16 protein-coding genes and 1 pseudogene are annotated in these 21371 nt (G+C 45.4%); 8 read left to right on the top strand and 9 right to left on the bottom strand.

What is annotated here, in order from left to right:
- Positions 1-376: 376 nt before the first annotated feature.
- Positions 377-1081, top strand: a complete 705-nt coding sequence (locus BLO31_RS05960; RefSeq protein WP_070963501.1) for a hypothetical protein — start codon at positions 377-379, stop codon at positions 1079-1081.
- 36 nt (positions 1082-1117) lie between these two features.
- On the opposite strand, the gene orn is transcribed toward BLO31_RS05960, so the two are convergent.
- A complete protein-coding gene (gene orn / locus BLO31_RS05955; protein WP_070963493.1) occupies positions 1118-1663 on the bottom strand; it encodes an oligoribonuclease in 546 nt (181 codons plus the stop codon).
- 133 nt (positions 1664-1796) lie between these two features.
- Here orn and rsgA point away from each other — a divergent pair, with 133 nt between their 5' ends.
- The 7 genes and pseudogenes from rsgA (at position 1797) to BLO31_RS05920 (ending at position 11718) form a co-directional block, all read left to right on the top strand.
- Positions 1797-2852, top strand: a complete 1056-nt coding sequence (gene rsgA, locus BLO31_RS05950) for a small ribosomal subunit biogenesis GTPase RsgA (RefSeq protein ID WP_070963492.1) — start codon at positions 1797-1799, stop codon at positions 2850-2852.
- A 122-nt stretch (positions 2853-2974) separates the two neighbouring features.
- A complete protein-coding gene (asd, locus tag BLO31_RS05945) occupies positions 2975-3841 on the top strand; it encodes an archaetidylserine decarboxylase (protein ID WP_070963490.1) in 867 nt (288 codons plus the stop codon).
- A gap of 164 nt (positions 3842-4005) precedes the next feature.
- A pseudogene (locus BLO31_RS05940) lies at positions 4006-5417 on the top strand (SLC13 family permease).
- 264 nt (positions 5418-5681) lie between these two features.
- Positions 5682-7562, top strand: a complete 1881-nt coding sequence (locus BLO31_RS05935) for a methyl-accepting chemotaxis protein (protein ID WP_070963486.1) — start codon at positions 5682-5684, stop codon at positions 7560-7562.
- Positions 7563-7704: 142 nt separating this feature from the next.
- Complete coding sequence (locus tag BLO31_RS05930; protein ID WP_070963484.1) at positions 7705-8592, top strand: DMT family transporter; 888 nt, start codon at positions 7705-7707, stop codon at positions 8590-8592.
- Positions 8593-8876: 284 nt separating this feature from the next.
- Positions 8877-10409: a 2,3-bisphosphoglycerate-independent phosphoglycerate mutase gene (gpmM, locus tag BLO31_RS05925; protein ID WP_070963482.1), complete on the top strand. Its 1533-nt coding sequence runs from the start codon at positions 8877-8879 to the stop codon at positions 10407-10409.
- 172 nt (positions 10410-10581) lie between these two features.
- Entirely contained in the window at positions 10582-11718 is a 1137-nt protein-coding gene (locus tag BLO31_RS05920) for a murein hydrolase activator EnvC family protein (RefSeq protein WP_070963478.1), read from the top strand.
- 42 nt (positions 11719-11760) lie between these two features.
- Here the strand turns inward: BLO31_RS05920 and rlmB are convergent, their stop codons facing one another.
- From rlmB to kefB, 8 genes are all read right to left on the bottom strand, one after another.
- Positions 11761-12501: a 23S rRNA (guanosine(2251)-2'-O)-methyltransferase RlmB gene (gene rlmB, locus BLO31_RS05915; RefSeq protein WP_070963475.1), complete on the bottom strand. Its 741-nt coding sequence runs from the start codon at positions 12499-12501 to the stop codon at positions 11761-11763.
- Between the two features lie 12 nt (positions 12502-12513).
- Positions 12514-14973 (bottom strand): ribonuclease R, encoded by a 2460-nt coding sequence (gene rnr, locus BLO31_RS05910; protein WP_070963472.1) that lies wholly within the window; start codon positions 14971-14973, stop codon positions 12514-12516.
- Positions 14974-15110: 137 nt separating this feature from the next.
- Positions 15111-15746, bottom strand: a complete 636-nt coding sequence (gene motX / locus BLO31_RS05905) for a flagellar protein MotX (protein ID WP_070963499.1) — start codon at positions 15744-15746, stop codon at positions 15111-15113.
- A gap of 283 nt (positions 15747-16029) precedes the next feature.
- Positions 16030-17346 carry an adenylosuccinate synthase gene (locus BLO31_RS05900; RefSeq protein WP_070963470.1) on the bottom strand — a complete coding sequence of 439 codons (1317 nt, stop codon included), beginning with the start codon at positions 17344-17346 and terminating at the stop codon, positions 16030-16032.
- A 152-nt stretch (positions 17347-17498) separates the two neighbouring features.
- Entirely contained in the window at positions 17499-18440 is a 942-nt protein-coding gene (locus BLO31_RS05895) for an isoaspartyl peptidase/L-asparaginase family protein (protein WP_070963468.1), read from the bottom strand.
- 104 nt (positions 18441-18544) lie between these two features.
- A complete protein-coding gene (gene slyD, locus BLO31_RS05890) occupies positions 18545-19132 on the bottom strand; it encodes a peptidylprolyl isomerase (protein WP_070963466.1) in 588 nt (195 codons plus the stop codon).
- A 288-nt stretch (positions 19133-19420) separates the two neighbouring features.
- Complete coding sequence (locus BLO31_RS05885; RefSeq protein ID WP_070963463.1) at positions 19421-19615, bottom strand: YheV family putative zinc ribbon protein; 195 nt, start codon at positions 19613-19615, stop codon at positions 19421-19423.
- Between the two features lie 87 nt (positions 19616-19702).
- The coding region (gene kefB, locus BLO31_RS05880; protein ID WP_070963461.1) for a glutathione-regulated potassium-efflux system protein KefB at positions 19703-21371 on the bottom strand (1669 nt) is incomplete at its 5' end.

Raw genomic sequence — 21371 nt, 5'->3', positions numbered from 1 at the left:
CTCACAACGTTTCCGTCGTTTAGGGCTGCGAATTATAAGAGCATTTTTTTGTGATGCAAGTCCTTCAAGGAAAAAAAGGCCTTTTTTTTCTGTTTGATGAAAAAGCACACAAAACCAATAAAGTTCGAAGATTTAATATACAGAATGGCAAATTAGTTCAATTTTCCAAACTGAACAAAAATTTATCCCACTGGAAAGAGGGAACTCAATCTTTGCTGAGTCACGTTATTGATTGAAATGAGAGCTAAGCCTGTAATCTCTATATGAAAAACAAGCAGTTCTAGCCTGACCTTCAGCTTTTCTATATAACAGAGTTCCTGTGATGGTTCACAAGTAAAGAACTGTATTCGCTATCTAAGGAAAGTAAGTGAAAGGAATGAAATCGTTACATCGCTGGTTAGTCCTCTCTTTGTTAACCATCATGACACTTACTGGGTGTGAGTCTGTCCCTAAACCCGTTCGCAACTTAGGCAAAAGCGATATCGACTTTGTAACTGATATCCACGCTCGCCAACAGAAAGCTCTACTTGAAAAACTGACACGTAAACTCTATGTACGCAATCCTAGAGAGCTAGCCAAAGCCAACGGTAAAACCGTTGAAGCTAGAATGCTGGAGATCTTTGGAGAACCAGGGAAACTTGAACTACCTCCTCTTATTTTTGACGAACTGGATGGCAAGTCCGGCGTTGATGCGATTCTTTTAAGTTTTGAGGAAGAGTACCAAGGCGATCGTGTTTTTGCTGCCATAGCAGGATTAACTGAAATGTTGCGCCGCTCATACAATTACCAGCAGGAGTTCTTCATGTTGGACTCCCTAGACGAGCAGGCTTTATACAATAGCGCTCGCAATATAGAAATTTTTGTATGGCGACTATATCACCGCAGAAATGAACAAGGTGAGCTGCTGATCCTGACAAATGAGTTCCGCGAAGACGGTTACGATATTAGCTTCGATAGGATCTTCGCTAAAATGACTCAAGTGCAAGATAACATGGCTTTAATTGTCTCAGATAAAACGGACCGAGGGATAACAAAAGTTGTTCAAGGTGTCGCTCAGATGGCCTTTCTACCTGTTCCATAAAAAAAGCACCCAACGGTGCTTTTCTGTTTAAGTCTGTTAAATATTCATTATGTTTTCGCGATAAAACTTTAGCTCAGCAATTGATTCGCGAATATCATCAAGGGCTAGATGCGTTCCTTTTTTAGAGAACTGTCCCAACACTTCTGGTTTCCAGCGGCGGCAGAGCTCTTTCAGGGTACTTACATCAATATAGCGATAGTGAAAATACGCTTCTAGCTCTGGCATGTGTTTGTATAAGAATCGACGATCTTGGCCTATGCTATTACCGCAAATAGGCGACGCCCCTTTAGGCACCCACTGTTCCAAAAACTCAATCGTTTGCTGTACTGCTTCGTGTTGCGTCACCGCACTATTTTGCACTCGTTCAACCAATCCACTTGCAGTGTGAGTCGTTGTACACCACTCATCCATTTTATCCAGTTCTTGTTGAGGTTGGCTGATCGCCAGTACAGGTCCTTCAGCGAGAATATTTAGCTGGGCATCGGTAACAATTGTCGCTATTTCAATGATTTTGTGCGTTTCCGGTTCCAGTCCGGTCATCTCGAGATCAATCCAAATCAAATTTTGATCGCTAAAGGACATAAAAGCTTGCCTATTTGTTTGTCTGCAAAAAAGGTACTATACCCAAATTCGGATACCCAAGATAGTTTTGAACTACACTGCGTAGTTATCGTTCCGACTTAAATCAAAAGTATAGAGTTATAAGTAGATCACTGTGGCAAAAAAGAAAAAGCTGACCAAAGGTCAAGTACGTCGAGTCAGACACAACCAAAAGCGAAAACTTGAAAAAGAAGAGTCCGTTCAATGGGACGAATCTATGCTGGGCTCTGTAAAACAAGGCTTGGTCATCACTCGCTTTGGGCAGCATGCCGATATCGAGGATCATGAAAGCAAAGAGATCCATCGCTGTAATCTACGCCGTGGTATCGAAACTTTGGTTTCTGGTGACCGAGTGACATGGAGAGCAGGTCTTGAATCCATGGCCGGCATTTCGGGCGTAGTCGAGGCAGTCGAACCAAGAACGTCTGTACTTACCCGACCTGACTATTACGACGGCCTAAAACCAGTAGCCGCTAATGTAGACCAGATGGTAATTGTCTCATCAGTGTTACCTGAGCTGTCACTTAACATCATTGACCGATACTTAGTCGCAGCAGAGACGTTAAAAATAGCGCCTTTAATCGTATTGAACAAAATCGATTTACTGGATGACGAGCAACTTGAGTTGTACCAAGACTGGCTGGTTGAGTACGTTCGAATTGGCTATAAGGTCCTCTTGGTCAGTAAAGAGTCGGGGGAAGGTATCGACGATTTGGAAGCGGAACTCGGCGACAAGATCAACATCTTTGTCGGGCAGTCTGGGGTTGGAAAATCGAGCCTAGTCAATGCCCTTATGCCAGAACTCAATATTGAAGAGGGGGCGGTGTCCGAAAACTCTGGCTTGGGACAACACACAACAACGGCCGCCCGTTTATATCATATCCCTACTGGTGGCGATTTAATTGACTCTCCCGGAGTCCGAGAGTTTGGACTTTGGCACTTAGACGCCGAACAAGTTACCGAATCTTTTATTGAATTTCGCCCCTACCTTGGAGGTTGTAAGTTCAGAGACTGCAAGCACCTAGATGATCCGGGCTGCCTTTTAAGAGAAGCAGTTGAAAAAGGTGAGATCAGCGAAATACGCTTTGAAAACTATCACCGAATTCTCGAAAGTATGCAGGAAGTGAAAGCCAATCGTCAGTTCTCTCGCAACAAAAAAGCGGACTTATAACTTACACTGAAACATTTGCTTTACTTAACCGTTAACTCAGGTGTACATCTTTACTGACTTTGAGGCAAAATAGAATTAATATTCAGCGCCCTAAAGGCAAATTCACGATTGGAAATTAGACAATGGATAAATTTAAAGTCGGGCTGCAATACTGGATCCCGCAGCACGCTCTAACACGTTTAGTTGGAAAACTGGCTTCAGCAAAAGCTGGCGGCCTTACTACTGCTATCATTCGTTGGTTTATTAAACAGTACAAAGTGAATATGAGCGAAGCACTTCACTCAGATCCTAAACACTTTAAAACATTCAACGAGTTTTTTGTTCGTGAGTTAAAAGAAGGCGCAAGACCCATTGCAGAAGGTGAAACGGTTATCGTTCACCCAGCAGACGCATGCGTTAGCCAATTTGGTCCAATTAACGATGGTAAGTTGATTCAAGCTAAAGGGCACGATTTCTCAGCCCAAGAACTACTTGGCGGCGATGAATCATTAGCCAATGAGTTTTCTGAAGGTGAATTTGCCACACTTTACCTTTCTCCTCGCGATTATCACCGCGTACATATGCCGTGTGATGGTGTGCTTCGTCAGATGATTTATGTACCTGGCGACTTGTTCTCTGTTAACCCGTTAACCGCAGAAAATGTGCCTAACTTATTTGCGCGAAATGAGCGCGTGGTGTGTATTTTTGACACTGAGTTTGGTCCTGTCGCTCAAGTTCTTGTGGGCGCAACGATTGTTGGTAGCATTGAACTGATTTGGGCGGGCACTGTCACGCCCCCAACTGGCAATACGGTTTACCGTTGGGACTACCCAGCGGAAGGTGATAAAGCCGTCGTGCTGAAGAAAGGGGAAGAGATGGGTCGATTTAAACTTGGCTCAACAGTGATTAACCTGTTTGCAAAAGGCCAAATCACATTTGATGGCAGCATGCAGTTAAGCGAAACCACTGTGATGGGCACCCCATACGCGCACCGCAAAGACGAAGCATAAAAACAGTCAAATTGAAAAGCTCCCATTCGGGAGCTTTTTTTTGACCCATAACAAATGCTTGCTATCCATTTATTCTTAAATTCAAAAATTTAAACAGGATCTAAGACCTTAATACCTCTTTTGGATTAATCTAACTTAATCGTGGTCAGGCAACGGAAATGTACATGTCAAATAAACTCACTACTATCATTAAGCTGTTGATTTGCTTTGGCGTACCTGTTGGCATTTTGTTTATGCCTATCGACCTGATCCCTATCGATGACCTGACATTGATTCAACATCGATTATTGGCGATCTTTTTACTTGCGGCATTGCTTTGGGTGTTAGAGCCCGTACCCGTATTCGCCACTTCTATCTTGATCATCGCGCTTGAGCTCATCATGATTTCCGACAAGGGAATGCATTGGTTTAGGACTCCCCCAGCAGGACACGAGCTGGGAGATCTTATGAAGTACACTGACATTTTTAGTGCCTTTTCCTCCCCTATTATTATTCTTTTTATGGGTGGATTTGCCTTAGCCATAGCCGCTTCTAAATACGAGTTAGACAACAACTTAGCGCGAGTGCTTCTCAAACCCTTTGGGCATCAACCCAAATTTATAATGCTAGGTTTGATGTTGATTACTGCCGTTTTCTCGATGTTTATGTCCAACACGGCAACCACGGTGATGATGTTAGCGTTACTCGGGCCTATTGTCGCTTCTGCACCGCGAGGTGATTTGGGAATAAAAGCCTTGGTATTGTGTATTCCCATCGCCGCAAACACCGGCGGTATAGCTACGCCGATCGGTACACCGCCAAACGCCATCGCCTTACAGTATCTCACCGGTGAAAATAGCATCGATTTCTTAACTTGGATGATGATGGGTCTGCCCTTTGTCATCGTCCAGCTCACCATTGCTTGGTTTTTACTTCAAAAGCTGTTCCCTTCAACACAAGACGCCATGCAGCTAAAACTAGATGGGCGCTTTCAGCGCAATTGGCGAGCTGTTGTCGTCTACATAACTTTCGCTGCAACCATCGTTTTGTGGATGACAACCAAGTTACACGGAATGAATACCTATGTAGTTGCGATACTGCCGCTTGCCGTTTTTACACTGACTGGAATTATGGGTAAACCAGAACTTAAACAGATCAACTGGGACGTACTTTGGTTGGTTGCTGGTGGTATTGCTATCGGCATAGGATTGGACAAAACAGGCCTAGCTTCAGCCTTAGCACACGCCATCGATTACGAGTCACTGTCGCCGTTTGCCGTTGTAATAACACTGTCTATTGTTTGCTGGCTAATGGCGAACTTTATGTCCAATACTGCAACAGCTAACTTGCTTATGCCAATCGCAGCTGCAATAGGTGCGTCGATGGAGAGCCTGTCAGCCATTGGGGGACTTAAAGGTTTGCTTATTGTCGTCGCCTTTTCCGCTTCATTGGGTATGATTTTACCCGTCTCTACGCCGCCTAATTCCTAGCTTACTCTACGGGGTTAATTGAGAGTAAAGACATGGCCAAAACAGGGGTCATAATGGGGATTATTGGCTTAATCATTGTCTATCTAGCTTTGATGATTCTCACCTGAAACGGCACAAACTAATTGTTGGCATCAAATCACAATTCCTCACAGAAGTGCCTAATTTTTGACTTTAGGCACTTAACCAGTTACTGAATAGATATGTAGATCATATTTATACCTTTGCATTTCTTATAGCATTCTATCATTAACTGTCACACCCTATTCCGACAGTTTCTCTTACTGCATTTCATTCTGTTTACAGCGAAATGCTCCAAATAATACGAGTAAGTCCGCACATGCCGTGCTTTTTCTTAGCATTAAGGAAAGAGAATGAGACATACCATTAAATTCAAAATTCAAATCGCTATTGCAGTCATTATCGCAATCGTTAGCGGTGTTCAAGCCTATATTTCAGTGAGTCAACTCAAAGCGGAAACCACCGCTGCTATAACCAGTGAAATGGAAAACGTGGGTCAAGCGACCTCGCGGTACATTAGTGATTGGTTTGGTATTCGAGCCGAAATGATGTTGGCAAATGAGAAAGCGATCCTAACTGCAAATGATCCAGAGCGCGAAATGCTACTCACCAAAAACGCAGGTAAGTTCTTATCAGTGTATGCTGGCTTTGAAGATGGTTCTATTGCCTACGGTGATCCAACCGAAGACTGGCCCGCGGATTACGATCCTCGCACACGACCTTGGTATCAAGACGCCATTAACGAGACCAACCTCGTGATCACTGAGCCCTACCAAGACTTTGATGGAAGTATTGTCGTCAGTTTTGCCAAATCGTTTTCTGGGTCGTTGAAAGGCGTACTAGCCGCGGATTTACCCGTTACCGATATCGTGGAAGAGGTGATAGGCGTTCACCTAGGCAACGAGGGATTTGCAGTGTTAATCGACGGTAGTAACAACATCGTCGCCTACCACGATGCAGAGAAAGTACAGCAACCACTGTCATCTTTAAATCCAGAGCTCACCCCACAAAAAGTCACCGACATTCAAAAGGCTGAACAACTGACCTCCGTCAATTGGCCGGAACTTGGCGAAAAGTTGGTTTTCAGTAGCCAAGTTCCCAATACCGATTGGTCACTACTTCTCATGGTTAATAAAGAGATGGCTTACCAATCCGTTGATGACCAAATTCAGTTTACCGCTATCGCTTCGGTTCTGCTGTACATTATTATTGCTTCCGTCAGTACATGGGTAATTACTCGTCTATTTCAGCCTCTCAATACATTGGGCAATGCTCTCACTGAGCTGTCTGAAGGCAAAGGGGATTTAACCCAACGCATTCAAATCGAACGCATGGACGAAATCGGTGTTCTCGCTGAAAAAATGAATGTGTTCCTCGCTCAGATGCAAGCCATGATTAAAGAGGTAATTGATCACAGTGAGCAACTGTCCAGTCAAGCAAACAGCGCAAACCAGCTATCTAGTCAATCGACTGAACAAGTGGAGCAACAACAAAACGAAGTGAACCAGATCGCGACAGCCATTCATCAGATGTCTGCAACCGCTGGCGAAGTAGCCAATCACGCCGAACTCACCGCCAACGCTTCTCAAAGTTCGTCCGCAGCTTGTCAAGATGGACAAGAAGTCATTCAAAAAAATCGCGAAGCCATTACCAAGCTCGCTGAACAGGTCTCCGATGCCGCTAGAGTTATCGCTGAACTTGAAAGCAATACACAAAGTATTAATCAGATCCTTTCTACTATTCAGGAGATCGCTGAACAGACAAACCTTCTCGCTCTCAACGCCGCTATTGAAGCCGCTAGAGCTGGCGAGCAAGGCAGAGGCTTTGCGGTGGTTGCAGACGAAGTGCGAGTTCTAAGCCAACGTACCCACGGTTCAACGGAAGAGATCCGTACCATGATCGAAACCTTGCAAAGTAACACTAAGCAAGCGGTAAACAGTATGCAGTCAAGTACCTCTTTGGCGGATACCAGTGTCAACTATGCAGAAGAAGCGTTTCAAAGTCTTGGTCAGATCACCGATGCGATTGACGAAATCAATCAGATGGCAATGCAAATAGCCAGCGCCGCTGAAGAACAAAGGGCGGTGAGTGAAGATATCAGTCGCAATACTCAAGGCATCAAAGAAGCGTCAGATATGCTCTCTTCACAAGCGCTGGAAAGCAGTGAAGGTACACAAAGTATGTTTGAATCCGCCTCTGCAATGAGAGATGAAGTCAGCCGCTTTAAAGTGTAACTCGGTTAGGTGAACAAGTACCTTGTAGCTAGACACTAATGGGCTAAACCATTCCATTACATACACAAGGTGCTTTGAATCTATACTGTTTTGATGCATATTGGTCAGCCTCGCAAAACCAGCTTTATGAAGGATGATTCTCATGGGTTTTGAATGGCTGGCCTTAGCTGCCGCTTTTCTCTGGGCAATCGCCAGTCTACTTTCGGTAAAACCTTCACACCACCTTGGTTCGTTCGCCTATAGCCGATGGCGTATGGGGTGTACATCCGTCATTTTGTCCAGTATGGCTCTCTATACGGGCGGTTGGGCAACGGTAGAAGTCTCTTCTATCTCAGCGATGATGTTGTCGGGTCTCATTGGTATTTTTATCGGTGACACTGCACTCTTTGCCTGCCTTAATCGCATGGGACCAAGGCAAGCTGGACTATTGTTTTCCTGCCACGCGGTTTTTTCGGCCGTGTTAGGTTACTTTCTCTTTAGTGAACATATGACCACTATGGAGTTTATTGGCTCAAGCCTAGTATTCTCCGGTGTCGTAATGGCCATCTTTTTCGGTAGAAGAGGTCAGTCAAATAATGTATTAGAAACGGTCAAAGGAAATATTTGGATTGGCGTCGCGTTGGGTTTAACCGCCGCTCTCTGCCAAGCACTTGGGGGGATTATTGCCAAACCGATTATGCAAACCAGTATTGACCCCGTTGCCGCTTCTGCAATCCGAATGATTACCGCCTTTATTGCACACTTTGCCCTGCTGCTTACTGGAGTGAAAGTCGCCAAGGCCACCCAACGAATGAACTGGGAGATTTTCTCAATCACGGCGGTCAACGGATTACTCGCAATGGCTGTTGGTATGACTCTTATTCTCTACGCTCTCCAAGAGGGGAATGTCGGCATGGTCGCACTTTTATCATCGACTACGCCTATTATGTTGCTGCCTATTTTATGGCTATATACCAAGCAAAGGCCCAACTTTTACGCATGGTTAGGTGCAATAGTGGCGGTCGCTGGAACGGCGATTCTCGTTAGCTAATACTCTTTCTGCCCAAGTAGTCAATCGTTTAGTGCCTATCTAACTGATAGTTATTATCATCTAGATTTCTTCGCTTCAATGAGTAAAAATAAAGCGACAAAGTGTATTAGTCTTAAGATACGTGCTACACAATTTTTAATCCTGTTGAAAGATAACAACACGAAATTGGCAACAATATTTGATCTTAACCTACAGTTTTGATTAAAAAGTGTAGTAAAATTACGCTAGTTTTGTTTCAAGGTCTTAAGACCAAGAGTTTCAGAAAATTTGACGAGGTCATATCTATGTCTGCTAAGAAGCCATTGGCTCTAGTTATCCTTGACGGTTACGGACACCGCGAGGACACAGCACACAACGCAATCGCAAACGCTAAAAAGCCTAACCTAGATGCATTGTTTGCTAATAACCCTAACACGCTTATCTCAGCTTCTGGTCTAGACGTTGGTCTACCTGAAGGTCAAATGGGTAACTCAGAAGTAGGCCACACCAATATCGGTGCAGGTCGTGTGGTTTACCAAGACCTTACTCGTATTACAAAATCTATCGCTGACGGTGAGTTCACTGAAACTCCAGCAATCGTTGAAGCAATGGACAAAGCTATCAAGGCTGGTAAAGCGGTTCACCTAATGGGTCTTATGTCTCCGGGCGGTGTTCACTCTCACGAAGATCACATCTACGCAGCAGTAGAAATGGCGGCAGCTCGTGGCGCAGAAAAAATCTACGTACACTGCTTCCTTGATGGCCGTGACACGCCACCGCGTAGTGCAGAAAACTCACTAAAACGCTTTGATGAGCTATTCGCAAAACTAGGCAAAGGCCGCGTGGCTTCTCTAGTTGGTCGTTACTACGCTATGGATCGCGACAACAACTGGGATCGCGTTCAAGTTGCTTACGACCTACTTACTCTAGGTAAAGGTGAGTTTACTGCTGCATCAGCGGTTGAAGGTCTAGAAGCAGCATACGCTCGCGACGAAAACGACGAGTTTGTAAAAGCAACGGCAATCCAAGCAGAAGGTCAAGAGTCAGCAGCTATCGTAGATGGCGATGCTGTTATCTTTATGAACTACCGCGCTGACCGTGCTCGTCAAATCACTCGTGCATTTGTTACTGATTTTGCTGGTTTCGAACGTGAATCTTTCCCTGCAATCAACTTTGTTATGCTAACTCAGTATGCAGCGGATATTCCTCTGTCTATTGCTTTCCCACCAGCTTCACTTGAAAACACTTACGGTGAGTGGCTATCTAAGCAAGGTAAAACCCAGCTGCGCATGTCTGAAACCGAGAAGTACGCTCACGTGACTTTCTTCTTTAACGGCGGTGTTGAAACTGAGTTTGAAGGCGAAGATCGCCAACTAGTGGCTTCTCCTAAAGTAGCGACTTACGATCTACAGCCAGAAATGAGCTCTGAAGAGCTTACTGACAAGTTTGTTGCAGCAATCAAGTCTGGTAAGTACGACACTATCATCTGTAACTACCCTAACCCAGACATGGTTGGTCACACTGGTGTGTACGAAGCTGCTGAGCAGGCTATTGTTGCTATCGATACTTGTGTTGGCCGTGTTGTTGAAGCGATCAACGAAGTCGGTGGTCAAGCGCTAATCACTGCAGACCACGGCAATGCTGAAATGATGGTAGACCCAGCGACAGGCGGTACACACACTGCTCACACCAACCTACCAGTTCCACTAGCCTACGTTGGACCTAAAGCTGTTGAGTTTGTAGAAGGCGGTAAGCTTTCTGACCTAGCACCAACAATGCTGTCTCTTGCTGATATTGAAATCCCAGCAGAAATGTCAGGTAAAGTATTGGTTAAGTAATTAATCATACAAAGGACAAAAAAGCTCAGACTTAGGTCTGGGCTTTTTTTTGTTTTCAGCCTTTCAAAATATGGGGAAAATCTTTATAGATTATTTGATTTCTGCATCTCGCATCTTATAGTGAGTTGAGTATACTGTTTGTTCTTCAATTATTTAGGATTGTGCCCCCACAATGGTCTGCGCTTGTTTTCGCAAAGGTTCAAAGATTCAAAAACCACTAGCTATTTTACTCGCTCTTGGGCTTGCGTGGTCTAGTTGTGTTAATGCAGACTCCAAGGCTGAACTCAAAGGCGTTAAAGGTGAAATATCCCGCCAACAACAATCCCTTACCAGCCAGAAAAAAAAGCTAGACGATTTGCAAAAATCTCTTAAAAACCAAGAGATGTCGATCAGCGCCATTAACAAAGATATTCGCGAAACCAAGACCGAACTAAAGAGAACCAATAAAAACATCGGTGATTTAGAAACTCGCATTAGCGTTTTAGAAGAAACGCGCAAGCTTCAAAGTGACAAGCTCGAAGAGCTATTGCAAACCTACTACGTTACCCAAAGGGCGAAGTCTTCAACTAATATCCTTAACAATGGCGTCGAGGAAGATCGCATTAGCCAGTACTTCCAACACCTTGCCAAGCAAAGAACACAAACCATAGAGGCGCTGAACAAAACAAAGGCCGACCTCGACCACAGTCGAGAGCAACTGCAACTTGAAAAGCAACAGATCACCCGTTTACTCGACCAGCAAAACAACAAACTCAATCAGCTATCTAAAACTCGAAAAGATCGCAAAGGCACGGTTGGGAAAATTAAAAAAAGTATATCCAACGACAAGGTATACCTTTCTGAACTGCAACGAAATGAGACTCGCCTAAAAGCTGAAATCGCCAAAGCGGCGAAACGCAACAATATTCCTATGGATGGGCTAGCTAAGAAAAAAGGCCGTCTTCCTTGGCCTGTAAAAGGCAAAGTCATGCACAGCTACGGTAGTAATCAAACCGGTCAGTTGAGTTGGAAGGGCATTGTTATCGACGCAAACTATGGGCAAGCGGTAAAAGCGGTTTATTCAGGTACCGTGGTATTTGCCGATTACTTGCGCGGTTACGGCCTTGTTGTGCTTCTCGACCACGGCAAGGGAGATATGACGCTATACGGTTTCAATCAGAGCCTAATGAAAAAAGAAGGTGATAAAGTCGCATCAGGGGAAACCATTGCTTTAGCTGGTGATACTGGTGGACAACCGCAAGCATCCCTCTACTTCGAAATTCGCCGCAACAGTAAAACTCAGAACCCTAGACACTGGCTGGTAAGATAAAGGGCCGGAAAACCGACCCTTCTCTTTCATTGTATTTAGTATCTATCGACCCAGTCTTTGGCGCACCGCTTCAAATAAGCAAATGCCTGACGCTACGGATACGTTTAGGCTAGAAACACTACCCGCCATTGGAATCTTTATCAAATCGTCGCAGGTTTCACGAGTCAGGCGACGCATGCCATCCCCTTCAGCCCCCATCACAATGGCTAATGGCCCTGTCAATTTAGACTGATAAATATCATGGGTTGCTTCACCGGCGGTGCCTACAAACCAGATACCTTGCTCTTGAAGTGCGCGCATCGTGCGAGCTAAGTTTGTTACTCGAACAAGAGGCACTGTCTCTGCCGCCCCACATGCAACTTTGCTAACCGTTGCTGTCATAGGCGCAGACTTATCCTTTGGTACAACAACCGCAGCGACACCAGCAGCATCAGCATTGCGCAGGCAAGCACCAAGATTATGAGGGTCTGTCACACCGTCTAAAACCAAAAGCAATGGCGCATCATGCTGAGCAAGAATGTCGTCTAAATCGTTTTCATTAAGCTGTTTAGCTGGTTTCACCCTTGCCATAATACCTTGATGGTTAGCTCCTTTGGCTTTGTCATCAAGCGCTTTGCGACCCATTTGCTGAACAGAGATACCCAGTTTTTGCAGTTCGTTTAAGATCGGCATCAATCGATCGTCTTGTCTGCCTTTCAGAACAAAGGCTTCTATAAAGCGTTCTGGCTCTTTTGCCAACACCGCCTTTACAGCGTGAATGCCATAAATAAATTCGTTACTCATTTCTCTATCCGCTTATTTCTTGCCACCACGGGTACTTTTGGCTTTGCCTTTACCACGTGACTTTTTTTTGCGCACTTTTTCCGCTTTGCTTTTATTGCGTGCCGGATTACCTTCATTGCTACCGTCAGGGCGCTTGGTTGGTTCAACCATTGGTTTGGCTTTTTTGCCTCGGCCATTTTCAGCAATGCGCTTTTTCATCTTCGCTTTCTTTTGGGCTTCAGCTGCTCGTTTCTTAGCAGTTTTACCTTTGCCGCGTAGCTTACGACTAGTTTCCACTAATTCAAAGTCAATTTGTCGATCATCTAAGTTCACCGACAGTACTTTCACTTTTACTGCGTCTCCCAAGCGGTAAATCGCACCAAAGCTTTCACCAATAAGTCGTTGACCAATAGGGTCAAATTGATAGTAGTCGTTAGCGAGTGCTGAAATGTGAACAAGCCCATCGATATGCAGCTCGGTCAAACGTACAAAGAAACCAAACCCAGTGACATTAGCAATCACACCTTCGAGCTCTTCACCTACGTGGTCTTGCATGTATTCACATTTCAACCAATCAGACACTTCACGGGTTGCATCGTCTGCACGGCGCTCCGTCATTGAACATTGCTCACCGTAGAAGTCCATATCGTCAAAGGAGTAATGAAAACCACCTGTTGGGGTCCATCTGTCTTGATTTCGGCCCTCTTCCTTGGCAATTAAGTACTTAATTGCCCGATGCAACAGCAGATCAGGATATCGGCGAATCGGTGAAGTAAAGTGAGCGTATCGCTTCAGTGCCAAACCAAAGTGACCACAGTTGTCAGCGTTATACACTGCCTGCTTCATAGAACGCAATAACATGGTTTGGATAAGTTCTTTATCCTGACGCTGAGCGATCTGCTTAACAAGATCGGCATAGTCCGTCGGTGATGGCTCTAAACCACCTTTGAGATCCAGTCCCAGTTCACCTAAGAAATCACGGAATCCCATCAGACGTTCTTCGCCCGGCGATTCGTGAATGCGATACAGTGCCGCTTCTTTTGCTTTCTCTACAAGAGACGCAGACGCAATGTTCGCCATGATCATGCACTCTTCAATTAACTTGTGAGCATCATTACGTATCACAGGTTCAATGCGATCTATCTTGCGGTCAGCATTAAAAATAAACTTCGTTTCTACGGTTTCAAACTCAATCGCACCCCGGTCGTCTCTCGCCTGCTTTAGCACCTTGTACATTTTGTGCAGTTCTTCGAGGTGAGGCACGAGCGGGTTATATCTCTCGCGCAATACTTCGTCGCCTTCCAAAATGTCATGGACTTTATTATATGTAAGGCGAGCGTGAGAGTTCATCACCGCTTCATAATGCTTATAGCCGGACAACTTGCCTGACGCTGAGATGGTCATCTCACACACCATACACAGGCGATCGACTTGTGGATTTAGAGAACACAATCCGTTTGACAAGACTTCTGGAAGCATAGGGACAACTTGAGATGGGAAGTAAACCGAGTTACCGCGGTTTATCGCTTCTTTGTCTAGCGCCGAATCAGGTCTTACGTAGTAACTGACATCTGCAATCGCAACCCACAGGCGCCAACCACCACTTTTCTTCGCTTCACAGAAAACGGCATCGTCAAAATCTCGCGCATCTTCTCCGTCGATAGTGACCAGTGGTAAATCTCGTAAATCGACGCGCCCTTTCTTCGCTTCTTCGGGGACTTCTTCACCCAGACCTTCAATTTGCTTGTCAACTTCTTCTGGCCATTCGTGGGGAATTTGGTGCGTGCGAATGGCGATCTGTGTTTCCATACCCGGTGCCATATTTTCACCCAGCACTTCAACCACTTGTCCCGTCATTCCGCGATTTCGTGAGCCGCGATCGGTAATTTCAATCACGACAACATTTCCCATACGCGCACCGCCTTTGTGCTCGTTAGGGATGAGAATATCTTGGCTAATACGCGAGTCATCAGGCACGACATAAGAGTAGCCATACTCCAAAAAGAAACGACCCACAATTTGGGTTTTACGCTCTTCTAATACTCGAACCAAGCGACCTTCTCGTCGGCCGCGTTTTGAGTTGTCTGTAGGCTGTACCAGAACGTAATCACCGTGGATGATATTACGCATTTGATGATGGGGAAGAACGATATCGTCTTCTTTGTTTACGCACCCTTCTGGACGTACCCATCCATGACCATCGCGGTGGCCGATGACATAACCTTTTATCATCTCTAGTTTTTCTGGAAGTGCGTAACACTGACGACGAGTGAACACCAGTTGACCATCACGCTCCATGGCTCTTAAGCGACGGCGTAGGCCTTCGTATTGCTCCTCTCCTTTTAACTTTAAGGCCTCGAACAGATCATTGCGGTTCATCGGCACACCAGCACTCTCTAAGTACTCAAGAATAAACTCCCGGCTTGGGATAGGATTCTCGTAGTTTTGAGATTCGCGCTGGGCAAAAGGATCATTTGGAGTAGTGTCTGACATAGTCACACCTGTTGAACTAGGAAGTTCCTTAAGTATATCCGACTCCATGAGTGACCAACAGCCAAGCCTCTAAAAAGGCATAAAAAAACGCCCTCAAAGGGCGTTTTTTCAGTATCTGATGTGAAGAGTTGAGTTTTTTACCAGAAAGTATCTCGTTTTTTCGCTCTGGCAATGATGTTCTGAGGCATTCGCCTTTCCAGCCCTTGTCGTAAAACGGAAATGCGTTTGTGCATGCGCTTATCCGCCGTCACGGAATTGTAAAGCCAGCGGTAAGCATCTTCGTAATCAAGTGGGCTACCGTAATCACGCAACAGCAACTCAGCTAGGTGTACTCGGGCGTTGATGTTACCCATCGCCGCAGCTTCACGCAAATAGGGAATCGCTCGCTCTTTATCTTGCTGAACTAAGGTTCCGCGACTGTAATAACTACCTAGTTTTTCCAACGCCGCTGGCAAACCTTGGTGCGCCGCATTTTCGATATAATAAAGACCAAGCTCTACGTCTTGATCAACACAAACACCCCATGCCAGCATATCGCCGTACAAATACTCGTAAGATGGCAAACTGATCCTCGTTGCCCTTGCAACGATATCTTCTACCAACTGACAGTTATCTGCTTTGATCTGTTCCAGATGCTTGTTTTGATTAATCAGTTTTATCAGCTGAGCTTCAGTGTATATAGGGATCGGCTCTCCCACATCTACCACATTGGCATGGGCGGAAGCGCAGCCGAACGCTAACATCAATGAAGCAGCTAAGTTTTTTAGCTTCATAGGAGCACTCTTCACTTTTATGGCCATCGCAGCCTTCTTATCCGCTTTTTCTCAAAGGGGTTATAAGAGACTGTTCACTCGATATCACTGCTTTCACGCAGATGGCTTGATACTTTTATCGGCTCTATCAGCAAAGTCTTTAGCTTAAATTGCCGCTTAATGGCAATCTGTTGCCGTGTAAGTTCTCAAACCGTGAATAAGCGGCACATAATGTAGAAAATAGCACCATTTTGCGCATAAAAAAACCGGCGATTGCCGCCGGTTCTTAAGATTCGAATAACGCTTAAACGTTAAATGGGTGAACCTTGATGATTGTCTCGTTGCGGTCTGGGCCAGTCGAAATAATATCTACTGGTACACCAGTTAGCTCTTCGATGCGCTTGATGTAATCAAGTGCTGCTTTTGGCAAATCATCGATAGACTTAGCACCAAAGGTTTTTTCTGACCAACCTGGCATAGTCTCGTAGATTGGCGTTGCTTCTTCAAAAGATTCAGCAGCCATTGGAGACACTTCTAAGATAGAACCATCATTCATCTTGTAACCAGTACAGATCTTAAGTTCTTCTAAACCGTCGAGTACGTCTAGCTTAGTTAAACAGAAACCAGTGATAGAGTTGATTTGGATTGCACGGCGCATCGCAACAGCATCGAACCAACCTGTACGGCGTAAACGACCCGTTGTCGCACCAAACTCATGACCAACATCACCTAAGTGCTTACCTACTGGGTCTTGCTTATCTTGACCGTCGTACAGCTCAGTTGGGAATGGACCTGAACCAACACGAGTACAGTACGCTTTAGCGATACCTAGAATGTAACCAATGTGGCGAGGACCAAAACCAGAACCTGCCGCAACACCACCAGCAGTAGTGTTAGACGACGTTACATATGGGTATGTACCGTGGTCGATATCAAGTAGAGTGCCTTGTGCACCTTCAAACATGATCTTGTCGCCGCGTTTGCGCGCTGCATCCAGCTCGTCTGTCACGTCGATAACCATTGAAGTTAGCAGATCAGCATAGCTCATTGCTTGCTCTAGAACTTCTTCGTAGCTTACCGCGTCCGTTTTGTAGAAGTTCACTAGTTGGAAGTTATGGAACTCCATCACTTCTTTTAGTTTTTCAGCAAAGGTTTCTTTGTCGAATAGATCACCAACGCGAAGACCGCGACGAGCGACTTTATCTTCGTATGCTGGACCGATACCACGGCCAGTAGTACCAATAGCTTTCTTACCACGAGCGATTTCACGCGCGTTGTCGATAGCGATGTGGTAAGGAAGAATGAGCGGACACGCTTCAGAAATGAAAAGACGTTCACGTACAGGAATACCGCGCTCTTCAAGAGGCTTCATTTCTTTAAGTAGGGCGTCTGGTGATAGAACTACACCGTTACCGATAACACATTTAACGTTATCGCGTAGAATGCCTGATGGAATTAAGTGAAGAACGGTTTTTTCACCGTCGATAACTAGAGTGTGGCCTGCGTTGTGACCGCCTTGGTAGCGAACCACATATTTTGCATCTTCAGTTAAAAGGTCTACGATTTTACCTTTACCTTCGTCACCCCACTGGGTGCCAAGAACGACTACGTTATTACCCATCTTTCCAATTCTGATTACTGGTTAAAAATGGATTCTAGCATCGAATTGGCGCAAGTGCAGTCATTTTTTAATCATAGAAATGTAACCTGCCTTTAAGCCCTTGTTGGATGGAGGGATCTTAAGCAGATCCACACTGGTAACTACCTGAATACCTATTCATCTGCATAGATAGCCAGTGTCAAATCCCCTGTGATATCAATGCTCGCTCGATACATGCCGCTGCTGTTCATGGCAAAGTGAATCACTCCTTGTGCATCTATCGCTATTAATCCACCCTCTCCGCCCATATCTTTTAAGTCACCTTGAACTACGGCTTCGCTCGCGGTTTGCACATCTTCTTTTAAATACCGCATTCGCGCTGCCACATCACTCGCCACTGTTTTGCGAATGAAATACTCACCCATGCCAGTTGTCGATACTGCAACATTGCCATTCTCCGCATACGTGCCACAGCCAATTAGGGCAGAATCTCCTACTCGGCCGTACTTCTTGTTGGTGATCCCACCTGTACTCGTTGCCGCTGCAAGGTTTCCATTTTTGTCCAGAGCGACTGCGCCGACGGTGCCAAACTTATTGTCATCGGGGTATTGGGATTCTGAAAGCGCGTACAATCCTTTTTCTTTCATGGATTGAAGCTGTTCATAACGCCTTTCCGTAAAGAAAAAATCCTGTTCCGTGTACTCGTGCCCTTGTTCAAAAGCGAACGTTTCAGCACCATCACCAATAAGCAAAACGTGGTCACTCTTCTGCATGACGTCTTTTGCAAGGGCGATTGGATATCGAACGTGTCTCACTCCGGCTACCGCACCAGCATCCATCTCTCTACCGTGCATAACCGATGCATCCATTTCGACCATTTCCTGATGGGTCAGAACCGAACCTCGCCCAGCATTAAAATGTGGAGAATCTTCCAACACTTTGACGGCCTCGGTCGCGGCGTCTAACGCATCCCCACCTGCTGACAATACTTTGTGACCCGCTTTTACCGATGCTTTTAGTGCGGTCATCACTTCTGATTTGAGTTCATCACTCATTTGTTCTTTAACGATGGTTCCCGCGCCGCCGTGAATGGCGATAGCAAAAGTTGAAGACATCATCTCACTCCTATTGGACATACTCAGGGGATGAAAAAAACGCCGACCAATCATTTGGTCAGCGCTTTATTTTTTTCGAACAGACGGAAAAAGTCTAACGGCTCTTAGTGTGAACCGCAGCCACCGCCACCGCAGCAGCCGTCTTTCTTCTCTTCTTCGTGTTCGTGACCTTCACCGCCACGGCAACCGCCTTCGTGGTCATGATCATGGTCGTGACCGCAGCTACCGCCTTGGTGAACGTGCCCGTGTTCAATTTCTTCTTGAGTCGCTTCGCGAATCGCTACAACTTCAACATCAAACGTCAGTACTTGACCTGCAAGCATGTGGTTTCCATCAACCACCACTTCGTCGCCTTCAACTGCCGTCACTTCAACAGGGATTGGACCTTGATCAGTGTCAGCCAGAAAACGCATGCCGACTTCAATTTGGTCTACGCCTTGAAAAACATTCGCTGGAACGCGTTGTACCAATGCATCATTGTGATCGCCATATGCATCTTCAGGAGCTACAGTAACTGAGAACTTATCACCGGCTTCTTTACCTTCTAGCGCTTTTTCTAGGCCAACAATTAGGTTGTTGTTACCGTGAAGGTAGTCAAGTGGAGCATCGCTGCCAGATTGATCTACAACTACGCCATCTTCCAGTTTTACCTGATAAGCAAGGCTTACAACTACATTGTTTTCGATTTTCATAATAGCTCCAAGGGAGTGCGGCCCATACAATCATAATGAGCACAAATTAATTAACCCCGCTATTATGGGGACATCCCCCCCTGACTTCAACACACTGTCGTCAGAGCGCCTTCACTCTTTTCAACATTAAGAGTAGCAATAAGCAAATTAGTGACAAGAATTCAATAATTTGACGTACACAGTTCACTAATTATTAGCCACTGCAATACAAAACATTGTGATAACTATTTTTAGCTCAGAAGAATAACGGTTTCACGACTGTATGGATGAGCCATGGCTCGTTAAGCGTTAATCAGGTTTAAAAATACCGATCATATTTTCTTCATTGTGATCGCTTTTCTCGACCGACTTGGGCTTTCTCTGATCGATATAATCACAATCAACGCATTCGACCATTTCAATATTGTTCTCAATCCACCAGCGCAACGAGTCTTTAGCTGAGCATTTTGGGCAACTCGCACCTGCGATAAATCTTTTTTTCATTTCACGTCTCTTACTGCTGACTATCTAGTCGTAGTCTTTACTAAACGGGATTCGAGATTAAGTGCTTAAAGATTGGCACTTAGAGGCTCAATCCCAGAAATTTTTGCTGTGTTGCTCATTTTCCATCTCACGCCCAAAGATCTCTTCCAACTCTTTTCGCGCCTCTTTGGCTCGAAGCGCGAGTTGCTTGTCTTCCGCATGTTCTGGGAGCAACTCTTCTAACATGTCGTTGTCGAGTTTACAGAAGTGTGCCTCGGCACGTTTAGCTTGATACGGGTGCATACCTAACTCGATCAGTGTTTGCCTTCCCAAATCCAGCGCCCCTAAGAAAGTTTCTCTAGAGTAACTTTCAACGCCGTGGCTAAGAAGTTGATAGGCTTCGACTCGACTGCGCGCACGTGCAAGAATTTTTAAGTTTGGAAAATGATTTTTACACAAATCGACAATTTTCATTATCTCATCTGGAGAGTCGGTACAAACCACTATTGCTTCTGCTTGATCTGCGCCCGCCGCTCTTAACAAATCCAGTTGAGTCGCATCGCCATAAAACACTTTATAACCGTATTTTCTCAGCAACTTGATCTGACTGGCGTCGCTTTCAAGTATGGTCAGTTTGATCTTGTTAGCGTACATCAAACGACCCACTATCTGACCAAAACGCCCAAATCCAGCAATAATGACTCGCGGTTTTCTATTGATCACATCACTGGACAATGGAGAGTCAGATTCAGTGTTGAGTTTGCGGGCATACCACTTCTTCTGAGCCATCAACAATAACGGCGTCGTCACCATAGACAAGCTGACGATCACCAATAGAAAGGCCGTTTCTTCCCTCGATAGTAAACCTTCACTACTGGCGGCGGTAAAAATAACAAACGCGAACTCACCACCTTGACTGAGTATCACTGACATCTTGCTGCGCGCCTTATCTCGCGTCCCACTAAATCGAGCGAGAACGTAAAGAATCGCTGCTTTGAGCAACACTAAACCTATGACTGCTGTGATAATGCTCCATGGATGAAGCGCTAACAAGCCTAAGTTGACCGCCATCCCCACCGCAATAAAGAACAAACCGAGTAGCAGTCCTTTAAAGGGCTCAATAGCAATCTCTAACTCGTGGCGATATTCACTCTCTGCAAGTAAAACACCCGCTAGAAAGGTCCCTAGAGCCATAGATAAACCGAGTTTTTGCATGAGCAGTGCGATGCCGATAACAAGTAGCAAGGCAGCAACGGTAAACAGTTCCCTCACTCCGCTCATCACCACATAGCGGAAAAGAGGGCGCAGTAAGAAATGACCACCGACAAGTAAGCCGATAACACCGAGTAGCATCCACAGTGCGTCTAACCAGTTTCCTGCGGTGTTACCAGCTAGCACTGGAAGAATGGCTAACATAGGTATCACTGCGATATCTTGAAACAGCAAAACGGCAAAGCTCGACTGCCCAGTCTCACTTCGGGCAAGCCCTTGTTCTTCAATCACTTTTAATGCAATCGCGGTCGAAGAAAGCGCAAGCCCCATACCAATCACTAAACTGGTTTGCCACAAAATTCCGGCCAAATTTGCAATGCTGGCAAGAATGGCGGTTGTGACAATCACCTGAGCACCACCCATTCCCAATATGGGTCCTCTCATTTTCATCAGCTTTTTGGGATTGAGCTCTAGGCCAATAAGAAATAGTAAGAGAACGACACCAAACTCTGCAAAGTGAAGAATTGCATCCACATCGCTGATTAGCCCCAGCCCCCAAGGCCCA

The organism is Vibrio sonorensis (assembly GCF_001854765.1).
Taxonomy (GTDB): Bacteria; Pseudomonadota; Gammaproteobacteria; order Enterobacterales; family Vibrionaceae; genus Vibrio; species Vibrio sonorensis.
Note: the sequence above shows the minus strand (reverse complement) of the source record. Positions and strands in the feature narration are given on the sequence as shown.

Excerpts from the sequence above, each read along its gene's own strand:
- BLO31_RS05930 (WP_070963484.1), top strand. The coding sequence starts at position 7,705 with ATGGGTTTTGAATGGCTGGCCTTAGCTGCCGCTTTTCTCTGGGCAATC.
- BLO31_RS05920 (WP_070963478.1), top strand. The coding sequence starts at position 10,582 with ATGGTCTGCGCTTGTTTTCGCAAAGGTTCAAAGATTCAAAAACCACTA.
- motX (WP_070963499.1), bottom strand. The coding sequence starts at position 15,746 with ATGAAGCTAAAAAACTTAGCTGCTTCATTGATGTTAGCGTTCGGCTGC.
- rnr (WP_070963472.1), bottom strand. The coding sequence starts at position 14,973 with ATGTCAGACACTACTCCAAATGATCCTTTTGCCCAGCGCGAATCTCAA.
- BLO31_RS05895 (WP_070963468.1), bottom strand. The coding sequence starts at position 18,440 with ATGTCTTCAACTTTTGCTATCGCCATTCACGGCGGCGCGGGAACCATC.
- gpmM (WP_070963482.1), top strand. The coding sequence starts at position 8,877 with ATGTCTGCTAAGAAGCCATTGGCTCTAGTTATCCTTGACGGTTACGGA.
- BLO31_RS05885 (WP_070963463.1), bottom strand. The coding sequence starts at position 19,615 with ATGAAAAAAAGATTTATCGCAGGTGCGAGTTGCCCAAAATGCTCAGCT.
- asd (WP_070963490.1), top strand. The coding sequence starts at position 2,975 with ATGGATAAATTTAAAGTCGGGCTGCAATACTGGATCCCGCAGCACGCT.
- BLO31_RS05935 (WP_070963486.1), top strand. The coding sequence starts at position 5,682 with ATGAGACATACCATTAAATTCAAAATTCAAATCGCTATTGCAGTCATT.
- rlmB (WP_070963475.1), bottom strand. The coding sequence starts at position 12,501 with ATGAGTAACGAATTTATTTATGGCATTCACGCTGTAAAGGCGGTGTTG.
- BLO31_RS05960 (WP_070963501.1), top strand. The coding sequence starts at position 377 with ATGAAATCGTTACATCGCTGGTTAGTCCTCTCTTTGTTAACCATCATG.
- orn (WP_070963493.1), bottom strand. The coding sequence starts at position 1,663 with ATGTCCTTTAGCGATCAAAATTTGATTTGGATTGATCTCGAGATGACC.
- BLO31_RS05900 (WP_070963470.1), bottom strand. The coding sequence starts at position 17,346 with ATGGGTAATAACGTAGTCGTTCTTGGCACCCAGTGGGGTGACGAAGGT.
- slyD (WP_070963466.1), bottom strand. The coding sequence starts at position 19,132 with ATGAAAATCGAAAACAATGTAGTTGTAAGCCTTGCTTATCAGGTAAAA.